Origin of the sequence: Myroides sp. C15-4 (assembly GCF_050522745.1) — a bacterium.
Taxonomy (GTDB): Bacteria; Bacteroidota; Bacteroidia; order Flavobacteriales; family Flavobacteriaceae; genus Flavobacterium.
Window position 1 is genome coordinate 1 of the sequence record NZ_JBMVQX010000004.1, and the last position, 14757, is coordinate 14757.

A 14757-nucleotide genomic window follows, 5' to 3' on the forward strand; every position below is an offset into this window, starting at 1 on the left:
TAACCCATAACTCATAACCCATAACTCATAACCCATAACTCATAACCCATAACTCATAACCCATAACTCATAACCCATAACTCATAACCCAGTTATCGCTTCGTTTTAATCAATTGATTTACACGATACATCAAGAGGATACTCAAGCAAGAAACACCTACAACAACATAGCCTACAATGTCATAGTTCATTAGGGGGCTATTTTTGTGCTCTTGATAAACGATAAGTCCTGCGATTGCTGCGGCAATTCCGCCAGCAATCTGTTGAATAGAGGAGTTGATGCTCATAAAAGCACCGCGATCTTTTCCTTCAGGTACAGCACTAGTAAGTGCAGAAGATGGTACCATGCGGCTCATAATTCCGAACATCATGAAAATATTAATCAGCATAACCAACCACAGCGGAATTTGCGCCATATTCGTATACACCACACAAACGAGCATCAACCAAAAAGAAGCGATACTAAAGAGGAGGTATTTGTTCATTTTATCACTGAGTTTACCAATAAAAGGCATAAAAATAAGAGAAGTTACTCCCGAAACCATAAAGAGCAAAGGCAATTGATCCGGATGCACTCCTAAGTTATTAACGGCAAATATAGTACCGAAGGGCATCATCATAAAGCCGCCTACGGATAGAAAGGTAGTAGCGACAAAACCGATGCGGTATTCTTTGTTTTTGAGCGTATTCCATAAGTGAACCAGCGGTTTATTTTCTTGTTGTAAAGCCAAATGTGCATTGACAGGACGTAGGTATAGGAAAATAAGCAATGCGATAAGAATGGAAAGAGCGACAATTAAAAAGAAAGGAGCTTCCCATACCCATTTATTAGCAATATAAAGACCAATGGGAATACCCAATACTTGACTCGCCCCAAATCCCATTTGAATAAATCCCATCACGCGTCCACGTTGTTGTAAGCTAAAGATATCTGTTATGATTGCCATAGAGATAGAACCGATTACACCGCCAAATAGACCCGTGAAAATTCGAGCTGCAACCAGTGTTTCATAGGAGTAGGCCAAACCACAGAACAAGGTTCCAACGATAAAACCAATATAGAAGAACAGCAATAATTTTTTGCGATCAAATTTATCCGCAAAACCTGCGGTTAGTAGCCCCGATGCACCTGCACTAAAAGCATAAGCCGATACCGCAATTCCAAAATCTTGCGTATCCATGGCTAAACTCTTTAGGAGTAAATCCCCTAAGGGTGCCATAACCATAAAATCTAAAATAACGGTAAATTGGGTAATAGCCAGTATAAAGATGACAAATTTCTCATACCTTGAAAAAGGTATTGTTGTCTTTGTTTCCATAATTGAATGATCTATGCGTTCTACTTGTTCCTTTTGATTCCTGTGTTGAGGAAAGGAAAAAGCATGCAAATATAGCGCTTTATTAAGTGTAAAGAACAGTTTGTCTAAGGGGGGTAGTGCTATTTAGAATTAGATAAAATAGCGAAAATAAACTACTATTTGTCACTAAATAGATAGAAGAACAATTTAGTTGACACGCAGTTTGAACGGCGTGTTGATGACAAATAGTAGTAGCTAAAAATTGAATGAAAATCTTTAAGTGAGTAATAATAACTCAATTTATGTATGTTCTTCTCGAATGCTACCTACTATAGAAACAATTTCTAAAAAGGGCCTTCGAAAGGAATAAACAACTAATTTATAGTTAGCAAAAAGTATACCTATTATTATTAGTTTGCTGGTATAAAGGAAAAATTATTTGAATAGTTTATGTAAAATGCGATTTTAGCGTGTAAGTATTTGATTTGTTTATTTTATAGTGACCTATAAAAGAGGAACAACCTATGGAATCATTTTGTACTTTGTGCACTCAATATGCACTATGATAGCAACAACTACAGAACAAGAGAACGAGTATTACGAGGCACTTCGCATTTATACGGAGGAGACCCTATTTGAAACTGCATACCCTGGACGTCCCTATCGCCCCAAGCGATCGTCTATTTTGTTTGTCTACACAGGACGCATCCGAATGAAGGAACAAATCCATGAAATTGAAATTACCCGTACTTCTTTTCTCTTGATTAACACCAAGTATGTATATGAAATCTTAGAAATTGAACCCCACACCGAGTTTCGCTTGTTGGGCTATGATCGCGATTTTGTAGAACACAACACCTTTCAACTAAATCGAGTGAAAGTGTACAAAGATTTGAAAAATCAATTGAGGCGAATTTTTACCATTCCCACGGAAGAATTTATTGTGTTTTGGGATAACCTAACCTTGTTGATCTACTATACCCAACACCACAAAGAGATTGCTTATGCGGAGCAGATCATTCAAAATTACTTCAATATCTTGTTGTACCATTTGGTTAGTATCGTTACTCCTTTGCACGAAGAACAAGTCTTGCAACTCAGTCGACAACAAAAACTGGCTTATGCGTTCTTTAACCTAGTAGCTGAACACTATTTGCAATCTAAAAGCGTACAGTTTTACGCAGATGCTATGCATATATCCATCCGTTATTTGAGTGCGGTTGTGAAGGAAGTCGCTCAACGAACACCCAATCAGATTATCAGTGAATTTGTGGTAAATGAGGCTAAAGCTCAATTAAGTACAACGACGAATTCACTCAAAGAAATTGCAACTACCTTGCATTTTAGTGATCAATATGCTTTTACTCACTTCTTTAAAAAACATCAAAAAATGAGTCCAACGCAATATAGGGCCTCATTTAAAAGTAAGAAATAGTACTTTTGAACATCTAATGGTTAATTTCGATCATTGTGACTCGAGTAGAAGCAAATTAACTTTGTCTGCCTAAAACAAAGTGAAGAATGAAAAGTAAATGGCGCATAATCTTGGGTGGTTTTGCAGCTTTATTGTTTTCGACTACTGGGGGATATGCACAAGAGCATACCACAAAATTAACGGTAGACGAAATCATTGAGTTAGCGTTAGCCAATCACCAACAGTTGAAAATCAGCGCTCAACAAAAAGATATTGCAAATCAACAAACTCAAGTTTTAAAACTACAACAACTACCGACGATTGGCGTTTCAGCAACTGCTGCTTATATTGGAGACGCTTTAATTCTCGATCGGGATTTCTCTAAAGTAACGACAAATGATATGCCTCATTTTGGCAATTCTTATGCGATTCAGGCATCGGAATTACTCTTTAAAGGTGGCGCGATTAAAAAATCCATTGAACTCGCAAAAATTGGTGAGCAGATTGCTGCATTGGACTGGGTCAACGACCAACAAAGTATTAAGTTTTTAGTAATTTCCAGCTATTTAGATCTCTATAAGCTTTTAAATCAGCAAGAAGTTTACCAAAATAACAAGCAATTAGGGCAAATTCGACTAGAAAATGTCAAGCAATTTTACAGCCAAGGTATGTTGACCCGCAATGAAGTGATTCGCGGTGAACTGGCGTTGCAAAATATGGACCAGGCCTTATTAGTCGTGAATAACAAGCTAAATATTGTCAACTACAATTTGGCTATTGCCTTGGGATTGGATACCCAAACAACAATTTTACCAACGGAAGAAATTGACGAAAAGGAATTAGTAGGACTTTACGATCAGTATTTGTCATTGGCTTATGAACACCATCCAACCTTGCAATTAACCGATCAAGCGGTGTTAGCTGCGGATAAAAAAATTGCCCTTGCCAAAACAGACCAGTATCCTGCCTTAGCGGCGATAGGAGGGTATTCGATGAGCAGACCCATTACAACGTCAAATCCAGTCCTAGATATGTATTCGAATACGTGGCAGGTTGGCGTATCGTTGAACTACAGCTTAGACAATTTATATAAAACACCTAAAAAGGTCAAGTTAGAACGCTTACAAAAAGAAAAGGCAGAAGAAACGAAGGTATGGGCCATGCAACAAGTAGAAATGAGCGTACACGCTGCCTATTCTAAATATGAAGAAGCGATTCAAAATGCTCATTTGTTAGAAAGAAGTCAGCAATTGGCCCAAGAAAATTACCGCATTATCGAGGCAAAATACTTAAATCAATTGGCTATCCAAGCGGAAATGACAGATGCTACAAATGCCAAACTCGAAGCAGAATTGCAATATGCTAATGCTCAGATTAATGTACTTTATCAATATTACAGTTTAGTAAAAGCAACGGGAACGTTGTAAGAAACGAAGGATTATTCACATGGAACAAACAGACAATACGCATACGACACCGACAGAGCCACAAGCAAAAAAAAGTGCTCCGATTACGATTAATCACAAACAAGAGGTAACGAAAAAGCGAAAGATTATATTTTTAAACACCTTGACCTTTTTGGTTGTAGCTTTTGCTTTTTATTGGCTCTTAACCAAATACTTCCACATTGGAGATAAGGATTATACCGAATCGGCTCAAGTAGAAGAGTATATTAACCCAATCAATACTCGGGTATCAGCTTATATCAAGGATATCCGATTCATTGAACACCAAAGGGTTAAACAGGGAGATACACTTGTTATTTTGGATGAGAGCGAGATTCGCACCCAAGTAGAACAAGCAGAAGCGGCATATTTAAGTGCGATAGCTGCAAAAGAGGTAACCTTATCTGCTCGACAAACGGCAAGTAATACCATTGGCGTTTTTGACTCTAATATTCAAGGAGCACAAGCGCGTTTGTGGAATGCAGAGCAAAATAAAAATCGCTTTCAGCGCTTACTCAAAGTGGAAGCCGTGACACAACAGCAATATGATCAGATGAATACGGAGTATCAAGCGGCGAAAGCAGCGTATGATGCCTTGAAAAAACAACAAACGACAACGCGTTTATCCGTATCGGAAATCGACACGCGATTGGCTTTAAATGACGCAGATATCAAACGCACCAAAGCCATGCTAGCTATGGCGCAGCTCAATTTGTCTTATACCGTGATTCGCGCTCCTTATGATGGCACGATGGGAAGAAGATTGATTAATGCAGGTCAACTACTAAACCCAAGTCAGCAAATTACAACCATTGTGCGCGACAATGAGAAGTGGGTAACGGCGAATTTCTTAGAATCGCAAATGCCCGATGTGGAGATTGGAACTATTTTAACGATGACAGCTGATGCAGTAAGAGGAGAGCAGTTTGAAGGTGTTGTAACAGCTATTTCTGCTGCAACAGGAAATCGCTATTCTAGTATGCCAACGGACAATTCAACCGGTAATTTCGTCAAAGTACAACAGCGTATTCCCGTGCGTATTGAATTTACAGCGACCAATAAGCAAGAACTACTAGGTCGTCTAAAAGCGGGAATGAATATGAATGTCCAACTGAAAAATAAGTAGAACAACAGCGAATTTATGTATAATCAAGGTTTATTTCACTCTTGGGTTCCCAAGCCTATCATGCTATTACTCTTGGTGGTAATTGCACTGATTTTCTTTGGAGTAAGTGCCATTTATACGTCCAATATTACGTATCTCGTAGGGAGTACAGGCGCCATGAGTGAATACTATTTATGGGCGAATTATGCGAGTGTAGTGGGGATGGGAACGGTTATGCCTTTGATTGTCCGTATCAAAGCTCGTTTTCGAACCAAAGAAATTTTAGTGGGTAGTTTAACAGGAATTGCCCTTTTTTATACTGTGATGGGAACCACACATCAACCGCAAGTAATTATTGGCGCTTCTTTTTTAATTGGCGTTTTCAAAATGCTGGGGATGATGGAAGTTGTACTACCGTTGATGTTTATTTTATCAAAAGATGGAAACCGCGGGCGCTTTTACAGTATTTTTTATACCGCTGTATTGATTGTTACGCAAATTGCAGGCTACTATATAACCAAAGTATCCTATTATGCCAATTGGCAATTTGGCTATTTATATTATGCTGCGATTTGTTTAGTAACTGCCTTAGTTTGTGTTGTTTTTCAACACAATCAGCGTTTTATGCGCAAAGTTCCCTTGTTCTATATTGATTGGATCAGCGTTTTGCTATACACCAGCTCCTTTATGATTTTGGGATATATCTTAGCTTTTGGCAAACAACAAGATTGGTTTAACTCCACGCATATTCAATACGCCACCGTATCGTTTGTCCTACTGACTTTTGCCTTTTTCTTTCGCCAACAGCTATTAACTCGTCCTTTTTTGTCACTCAAGGCCTTTAAAAAGAACAACGTGCGACATGGTATTGTGATGTTGCTCTTTTTGGGGATGTATTTAGCAACGACCAATTTGCAAAACACCTTTGCTATGGGAGTTTTAGGATACAATGCACTGACCAATGCATCGTTAAATGTGATGATGATTCCCGGTTTACTTGTCGGTGCAATTATTGCCTATAAGTGGTTTAACCACTTAATTCCAATACGTATGTTGACCTTCATTGGGTTTGCTTCTTTTGTGTTGTATACCGTGATGATGTATTTCTTTATGGTACCTGAGTTAAATTATACGATGTGGTTATTGCCCATGTTCTTCAAAGGAATGGGAATGAGCATTTTGTTTATTGTGATTTGGTACTATACACTGGATCAGTTGGATATCCCTAGTTTATTGAGTTTGATAGGCTTTGTGCTGTTGTGGAGAACCTTTATCTCTTTGGGTATTTTTAGCGCATTATTTTCGTGGTTGCAATACAAATTGCAAGTACAGAGCTTGAGTAATCTCGCGGTATATTTGGATGATGTTCTGCTGATTCAAACAGGAGGAAAACTCAATCTAGGGACCGTTCAACTCAATGCAATCCTCGCAGCCAATAAAATTATTTTTGGGTTTTTAAATATACTAGGTATCGGTATTTTACTTTATGCCTTGTTTCACCACTACGGTCGAACAAAAGATGTACTAACGCGAATCCGCTTATCTAAAATTGGACAACTGTGGATTAGCAGTAAAGACCGAGAAAAGATTGAGGAAGATTTACATACGTAAGAGTATAGGTTTGTGCGAAAAGCAGTTTTCTTTTATAGAGGCTGCTTTTTTTATGAGTTAAGCGTTAGTAAACCGTTATCTGTTAATCACCTCATAGCCAAATCGACAAATAGCAATAAGCATAATAAACAAGAACACATAGCGCACCCATTGTTGCCCTTTTAGGATGGCTAATTTCGCTCCACAATATCCTCCAATACCATTGCATATGGCCATAGGTAGTGCTACGGACCACAGAATCTGTCCTTTTAACAAGAAGAGACAAATACTCCCTAAATTGGTAAATAAGTTGATGAGTTTGGCATAAGCAGAAGCTTTAAAAAAGTCAAAACCAATTAAAAAGACAAACCCCATAATGAAGAAGGTTCCCGTTGCGGGACCAATAAATCCATCGTAAAAACCAATCACCAGTGAGATAAGAATACCGTAGGTATATCTTTTTTTTGCAGTTATTTCAGTGAGGTGCTTCTTTGTAAAGTCTTTTTTGAAATAAGTAAATACCCAAAGTGCAATGAGGATCACGAGTAGTAACGGCTTCATAAAGTCATTGTTTACTATCGTCAGTGTATAAGATCCGAGGAAGGCACTTGCACAAGATAAAGCAGCCAGTAGTAAAAAATACGACCATTGGATTTTCGTTCGTTTGAGGTATTGCAGTACGGCAATAGCTGTGCCTGAAAAAGCAGGTATTTTTAGTGTTCCGATCACGGATGATACGGGAATAGCAGGCAGTAAGGCAAGCCCTAAGGGAGTTTGAATCAATCCACCACCGCCGGCAATAGCATCAATAAAGCCTGCACAAAAAGCTACTATACACAGATAGAAGATAATATCGAGTTCCATAACGTATAAAATAACCTATGTTATTTCGAGTGCAAAGGTAATTCTTCTATCGGTTTATGTCTAGTGTATGTAGAATAAATTCTACTCGTTTTTCGATAGAGGTGAGTGGGACTTCTAGAAGTTGATAGCCCATTTTTTTGTAGGTAATTTGCATGACCTCATAGGTTTGTTGAGCGAGTTGAAAGTCTTGTTTTCGTTCGGTATCATTTTGATAGATCGCCTCCCAAGGCGGAAAAATAAAAACAAGAGGGGCATATGCTGTTTCTCGAGCACCATCAAAGTGGTACGGGAAGATATCAAGTTCTTCGAGCGTAGCGTAACCGATGCTATCGAGCAAGCCGCGATCAAAAAAAGTAAGTGTTTCTTTCGGTTGCTTGTGATAATCAGCAAGGGATTGGGTAAACATCTGTTCAAAAAAAAGCTGTTTATTCAACCAAGGAAGCGCTTCGCCACCTTGTTGCATTTGTTGTTTGATAATGGCACGTCCCACTTCTGGAACGGTTGTATACCCTTTTAGAGCAAGTGCTTCAAGAACAGAAGACTTCCCGCTACCTGGGCCACCAGTGAAAATGTAATAGGGAATCATTTTTTTAATTTTTAAGTTATATTTTGTTTGCGTGAGTGGAAAGCGGTGAGTGGTGAGTGGAAAGTGGAAAAGGGAAAGTGGTGAATGATCAACGTCTAGTAACTAAACCGTTAGCTGTAAACCATAAACCGTTGGCTGTAGACCAAGATGTGAAAAGCCTTTTCCTGGGAAAGAAAAGGCTACTTCGTTTGTTGTTTGTTGTTTTTGCTATCTCTAGCGGGCTATTTTGGGTATTCTTGTTTTTCTCAGTTAATCAAATGTAATTTATTTTTTGATTTATGTTATTATTATTTTAAATAATTTTTATATTTAACATATTGCAAACATGATGCCAGTTTTTAGCTTTTTAAAAAATATTTAATTTTTGTCATGCAACAGGGTTGCAAAGAGCTAAAAAGAGTATTAAAATTAAAAAAGTCTTGCTATTTTTGTTCGGATGAAACAGTACACCTACATACTATCTTTACTTTTAGCGATAACCGTGCTGGTTATTTCGTTCTATCCTTGTGCAGATCGATATGTTTCATCTATAGCAGCTGTAGAGTCCGTGGCCGATCACGTGTATGAAGCCAAACACAAGGCCGATACACCTGACGCATGCTCTCCTTTTTGTGCTTGTGTATGTTGTGCGGTATCGGTGAACATCAGTTTACCAAGCTACGTACTTGATGCTCCTGTACAAACGGTACGTACAGCGAAAACAATACACCCTTATCCCTTTGTAGAAAACCTTGTTTATCACATCTGGCAGCCGCCTAAGCTGGTCTAAATGTATCGATTTATGAACGTAAACTTCTAGGAGAAGTTAACGCTTTTATTCCCTTTATATTTATACCAAGATGCTAGATAAAATTATTCAATTTAGTATCCGAAACAAATTCATTGTAGGACTCTTTGTGCTGGGACTCATCGCAGTAGGAAGTTATTCTTTGGTGCATTTGCCTATGGATACACAGCCTGATATTACGAATAATCAGGTTCAAATTATTACAAGCTCGCCAACTTTAGCTACACAAGAGGTAGAGCAGTTCATTACTTATCCCATTGAACAAGCCGTTAAGCCCATCCCTAATATTACTGAACTTCGCTCCATTAGCCGCTTTGGATTGAGCGTAGTAACCGTTGTTTTTACAGAAGATACCGATATTTATTGGGCTAGAAATCAGATCAATGAAAATCTGAAAGCAGCAGAAGAAGTGATTCCCAAAAATGTAGGAACGCCTGAGTTAGCTCCAGTAAGTACGGGCTTAGGAGAAATATACCAATATGTCGTTTATTCCAAAGAAGGGTATGAAGATCAGTACAACAGTATGGATTTACGTACCATTCAGGATTGGATTATTAAACCTCAATTAATTGGGGTGAAGGGTGTTGCTGAAGTCAACACTTTGGGGGGACATTTGAAACAATATGAGGTGGCTGTACAACCCGATCGCCTCAAAAGTATGGATACCTCCATTCTTGAAATTTTTGATGCCTTAGAACAGAATAACGAAAATACAGGAGGTGCCTATATCGATAAAAAACCCTATGCTTATTTTATTCGAAGCATTGGAATGGTTCAATCGATGGAAGACATTGAGAAAATTGTGGTTAAAACAGTGAATGGAACACCAATTTTAATTCGCGATGTAGCGGAAGTGAAGATTGGAAGTAGTATTCGCTATGGAGCGGTGACCAAAGATGGAAAAGGCGAGGATGTAAGTGGTATGGTGATGATGTTGAAAGATGCCAATACCCAAGATGTAGTGAAATTGGTCAAAGAAAAAATGGCGCAAATTGAAAAAACCTTACCCGAAGGTGTTGCGATAGAGTCGTTTATCGATCGAACCAAACTGATTGATAAAACCGTGAATACCATTCAAAATAACCTGTTAGAAGGAGCATTAATCGTGGTATTTGTACTGGTTTTGCTTTTAGGAAATTGGCGCGCAGGTTTAATCGTTGCTTCGGTAATCCCTCTATCCTTGTTATTTGCCATTAGCTTAATGAAATTATTTGGCGTTAGTGGAAACTTAATGAGTTTGGGGGCCATTGACTTTGGATTGATCGTCGATGGCGCAGTTATTATTGTTGAAGCGATTGTTCATCGACTGCATTTGGGCAAAAATAGAAAACTCTCCCAACAGGAGATGAATCAAGAGGTGTACACCGCTGCCTCTAAAATAAGAACAAGTGCTTCTTTTGGTGAAATCATCATTTTAATTGTGTACTTGCCTATTTTGGCGCTAACGGGGATTGAAGGCAAGATGTTTGGTCCGATGGCTATGACGGTGTCCTTTGCCATCTTAGGGGCATTTATTCTTTCACTGACCTATGTTCCCATGGCCTCTGCTTTATTTTTAAAGAAAGAAGCGGGAAAAGTAAAACCGAATTTTAGTGATAAATTAATCGATAAACTTTACCAAGGGTACAAACCGATTTTAGAAAAGGCATTCAAAATAAAACGACTTGTTTTAGTGGTTGCTTTTGGTTTGTTTGCCTTTGCTCTCGTGGTGTTCAGTAAAATGGGGGGCGAATTTATTCCAACGTTGGATGAAGGAGATTTAGCAACCCATATTATCATTTCATCAGGAAGCTCCCTGTCACAAGAGATTGAGACGACCACCAAAGCGGAGCAGATTTTGATGGAACAATTCCCCGAGGTAAAGATGGTGATTTCCAAAATTGGAAGTGCTGAAATTCCAACAGACCCCATGCCAATGGAGGCTGCGGATATGATTATTGTACTCAAAGAAAAAAAGGAGTGGACATCCGCCAAAACGAAAGAAGAACTCATTGATAAAATGGAAGCGGCATTGGAAGAAATTCCTGGCGTAACGACAGAGTTTTCTCAGCCGATTCAAATGCGTTTTAACGAATTGATGACGGGCGTTCGAAGCGATGTAGCGATTAAAGTATTCGGTGAAGATCTCGATCGTCTGGCGAGTATTGGCGATGATATCAATGGAATGATAGCTGATATTCCTGGGGTTTCTAGTCCAAAATTAGAACGCGTAACGGGTTTGCCACAGATTTCAATCAAATACGACAAAGATAAATTGGCACTATACGGATTGAAAATTGCCGATATCAGTCAGATTATTCGCGCGGGATTTGCAGGAGAGACCACGGGCTTGGTCTACGAAGGGGAAAAGCGTTTTGATCTAGTGGTGCGATTGGATCAAGAATCGCGTTCCGATATTGAAAATTTAAAGCACTTTTTTATTCCCCTAGGCAATGGGCAACAAATTCCATTGAGTCAGATTGCAGATATAGACTATGAAGATGGGCCTCAACAAATTAGCCGTGAAGATGGACGAAGACGTATTGTGTTGGGATTCAATGTAAAAGGTCGTGATGTAAAAAGTGTGGTTCACGATATTCAAGCGCGTTTGGACGAGCGATTGGAACTGCCAGATGGCTATTATATTACCTATGGTGGTCAATTTGAAAACCTGGTTGAAGCGACTAATCGCTTGATGATCGCCGTTCCTATTGCTTTGGCGTTAATCTTTGTGTTGCTGTATTTTACATTTAAATCAGTCAAGCAATCACTGATTATTTTTACTGCGATTCCACTCTCTGCCATTGGTGGTGTAGCCGCCTTATGGATGCGCGATATGCCATTTAGTATTTCTGCAGGTGTTGGATTTATCGCTCTATTTGGCGTTGCTGTATTAAATGGTATTGTCCTCATTGGGCAGTTTAATCAACTAAAAGAACAAGGAATGGGATTATACGAACGAATTATAGAAGGTACAAAAATACGCCTCCGACCTGTATTGTTAACCGCTTCAGTGGCTTCTTTGGGATTCTTGCCCATGGCATTGAGCACGAGTGCAGGGGCAGAGGTGCAAAAACCGTTGGCAACTGTCGTGATTGGAGGGTTAATTACCGCCACCTTGTTGACCTTATTGGTATTGCCTATTATCTATTACTACGAGGAAAGAGGTTTTGGAAAAAAGAATAAAGTGAATGCCAGTACAACAGCTGTGTTAACGCTTTTATTTACCCTTGGAGTAGGACAGGTACAAGCACAAGATCAAACCCAAACCGTAAAGCGTATTTCATTGGATCAAGCATTGGAATTAGCAAGAGAGAATAACCAAAGCCTAAAAGCCTCAAGAGCCCATGTTTTGAGTCAGGAGCAACTCGTAAAAACAGCCTATGATATACCCAAAACCGATGTATCCATGGGATTTGGTTATTTGAATGGCAAAGGGCAAAAAGATGTCAACCTGACCGTAAGCCAGGCGTTTAGTCCTTTTACCTATGGAAAAAAGAAGCAGGTATTGCAAAAGGACTACGAAAGTGCTGAACTTCAAATGCAGGGAAAAACGATAACCGTCGAATTTGAAATTCGACAAATTTGGGAAAATATCCTGTATGCACAGTCCAAAAAGAAATTGTTGGAGCAGCAATTTGCCCTGCTCCAAGCCTTTTCAAAATCGGCCAAGTTGCGCTATGAAACAGGAGAAACAACTTTAATGGAAAGCAATGTAGCTCAAGCAAAAGAACAGGAAATCAGTGTATTGCTAACGCAAAATAGGACGTTCTTACAAAATGAGAAATCAAAAATTAAAGCGTATTTGAATTTAGAAGACAATTTTGACCTGTTGGAAGAAGAGTTGGAATACGATAGACATGATCCATTAGATGATTTGAACTTGGAAGAAAATAACAGCTTACAAGTGGCAGAAAAGGAAATTGAGCGTGTAGAAGCCCTGCGTAAAATGGAACGATCCCTATTATTACCCGATATTACCTTGGGGTATGCGATTGAATCAGAAGCGGGATTGCGCGCCAATGGAGCGAATTACGGAAGAGAATTGCGCATTCCAAGTTATACCGTTGGAATTTCCATTCCAATCTTTTTCGGAAGCCAGTCCAAAAAGCTCAAAGCCATGCGCTATAGTATGGAACAAGCTACGTTGGAAAAAGAGTACTTACACAAGCAATTAACTGAAACCGTACAACAGCAATTGGAGATCATCAACGCACAGCAATCGGTGATTGACTACTACCAAGAGAGTGCCTTGCGCAATGCCGCTATCATTCAAGATCACGCCAATAAATCGTATAATAATGGGGATATTTCCTATGTAGAATATATCCAATCAATGGAAACAGCTCTGAACATTCAGATCAATTATTTAGATGCGGTATTGCAATACAATTTAGGACATAATGCACTCCATTACTTAGTTAACCAATAATTTGAATTTAAAATGAAAAGAATATATATCGCTTTACTTACCTTGGGCAGTTTGTCCTTTGTGGGATGTCAAGATAAGAAGGAAAAGACAACCCCTGAGGTTGCTCAAGAAGCAGACCATGATCAGGAGGAAAATGCCAGCAAAGAAGTGGAATTAAATGCTGCTCAAAAAAAGGCAGCAGGTATTGTCATGGGACAGCTTGAGGATAAAAACTTATCTGATGTGATTAAAGTCAATGGGCAAACGGAATTACCTCCTCAAAATCAAGCAGATGTAACAACCTTTTTAAGTGGAACTATTACGCAAATTTTGGTGAATATAGGAGATCGCGTAAGCAAAGGACAGGTATTAGCCGTTGCAGATAGCCCCGAATACATCAAGTTGCAAGAGGACTACCAGATTTCAAAAAACAATTTGGAGTATCTGGAACTGGAGTATAAAAGACAACAAACACTACGCGAAGAAAATGTCAATTCGGAAAAGACCTACCAAAAAACAAAGGCAGAATTAAACATTGAAAAGTCACGCTACCAATCACTGACCAATCAGCTGTCTTTAGTAGGGAAGGGATCTTCTCGAACATTGAATATTGTCGCGCCAATTAGCGGAAATGTAGCTGCCATTCCCATTCGTATGGGAACGAATATCACCAATGGTCAAACGTTGTTTTCACTTGTGGATAATTCAAAAATCCACTTGGACTTAAAGATTTATGAAAAAGACTTACCCTATGTACACGAAGGGCAGAAGGTGTCTTTTAATTTGACGAATATCAACCGATCCGAAGTGACTGCTACTATTTTTAGCATAGGAAAAGCATTTGAACCAGGAACAAAAACCGTTATTGCACATGCCAATATTGATCAAGTGCCTGATAATCTGATTCCGGGATTATATGTCAATGCCCTGATTGACATAGGAGCAAATACGGTAAAAGCCCTGCCCAATGCAGCCATTGTAAAGGCCGATGGAAGAGAGTTTATCTTTATTGCCGATGAAGGAGCTGAACACGGAGAACATATTCATTACAAACGAGTAGAAGTTAAGACGGGAGTGAAGGAGTTGGGCTATACCCAAGTAGAAATTATTGAGGCTGTACCAGAGCAATACAACATTGTCACGCAAGGGGCTTACTATTTACAAAGCCATTTAATTAAAAATGAAGGTGGCGGTGGGCATAGTCACTAGTGACAGTTAAGTTTACGGTTAATCGGTTAACAGTTTACCGTTTGAAAAAGCAAAGCGGATGGCTCAAAA

Annotated in this window: 10 protein-coding genes; 7 read left to right on the top strand and 3 right to left on the bottom strand. The window is 39.0% G+C overall.

Features of this window, described 5'->3' with window-relative positions:
• Positions 1-92 precede the first annotated feature (92 nt).
• Positions 93-1319 (bottom strand): MFS transporter, encoded by a 1227-nt coding sequence (locus tag ACPDHL_RS02690; RefSeq protein ID WP_430531264.1) that lies wholly within the window; start codon positions 1317-1319, stop codon positions 93-95.
• Between the two features lie 541 nt (positions 1320-1860).
• On the opposite strand from ACPDHL_RS02690, the gene ACPDHL_RS02695 reads away from it, so the two are divergent.
• From ACPDHL_RS02695 to ACPDHL_RS02710, 4 genes are all read left to right on the top strand, one after another.
• A complete protein-coding gene (locus tag ACPDHL_RS02695; protein ID WP_430531265.1) occupies positions 1861-2733 on the top strand; it encodes a helix-turn-helix domain-containing protein in 873 nt (290 codons plus the stop codon).
• Between the two features lie 86 nt (positions 2734-2819).
• Positions 2820-4139, top strand: coding sequence for a TolC family protein (locus ACPDHL_RS02700; protein ID WP_430531266.1), 1320 nt, complete (start codon positions 2820-2822; stop codon positions 4137-4139).
• A gap of 19 nt (positions 4140-4158) precedes the next feature.
• Positions 4159-5283, top strand: coding sequence for an HlyD family secretion protein (locus tag ACPDHL_RS02705; protein WP_430531267.1), 1125 nt, complete (start codon positions 4159-4161; stop codon positions 5281-5283).
• A 15-nt stretch (positions 5284-5298) separates the two neighbouring features.
• Positions 5299-6873 carry an MFS transporter gene (locus ACPDHL_RS02710; protein ID WP_430531268.1) on the top strand — a complete coding sequence of 525 codons (1575 nt, stop codon included), beginning with the start codon at positions 5299-5301 and terminating at the stop codon, positions 6871-6873.
• 75 nt (positions 6874-6948) lie between these two features.
• On the opposite strand, the gene ACPDHL_RS02715 is transcribed toward ACPDHL_RS02710, so the two are convergent.
• The gene (locus ACPDHL_RS02715; protein ID WP_430531269.1) at positions 6949-7716 is read right to left on the bottom strand and encodes a sulfite exporter TauE/SafE family protein; all 768 of its coding nucleotides are present in this window, start codon (positions 7714-7716) and stop codon (positions 6949-6951) included.
• A gap of 46 nt (positions 7717-7762) precedes the next feature.
• Positions 7763-8302, bottom strand: coding sequence for an AAA family ATPase (locus tag ACPDHL_RS02720; RefSeq protein WP_430531270.1), 540 nt, complete (start codon positions 8300-8302; stop codon positions 7763-7765).
• 481 nt (positions 8303-8783) lie between these two features.
• Here ACPDHL_RS02720 and ACPDHL_RS02725 point away from each other — a divergent pair, with 481 nt between their 5' ends.
• From ACPDHL_RS02725 to ACPDHL_RS02735, 3 genes are all read left to right on the top strand, one after another.
• Positions 8784-9071: a hypothetical protein gene (locus ACPDHL_RS02725; protein ID WP_430531271.1), complete on the top strand. Its 288-nt coding sequence runs from the start codon at positions 8784-8786 to the stop codon at positions 9069-9071.
• Positions 9072-9141: 70 nt separating this feature from the next.
• The gene (locus ACPDHL_RS02730) at positions 9142-13500 is read left to right on the top strand and encodes a CusA/CzcA family heavy metal efflux RND transporter (RefSeq protein WP_430531272.1); all 4359 of its coding nucleotides are present in this window, start codon (positions 9142-9144) and stop codon (positions 13498-13500) included.
• Positions 13501-13512: 12 nt separating this feature from the next.
• Positions 13513-14688, top strand: a complete 1176-nt coding sequence (locus tag ACPDHL_RS02735; RefSeq protein ID WP_430531273.1) for an efflux RND transporter periplasmic adaptor subunit — start codon at positions 13513-13515, stop codon at positions 14686-14688.
• The last annotated feature ends 69 nt before the right edge of the window (positions 14689-14757 follow it).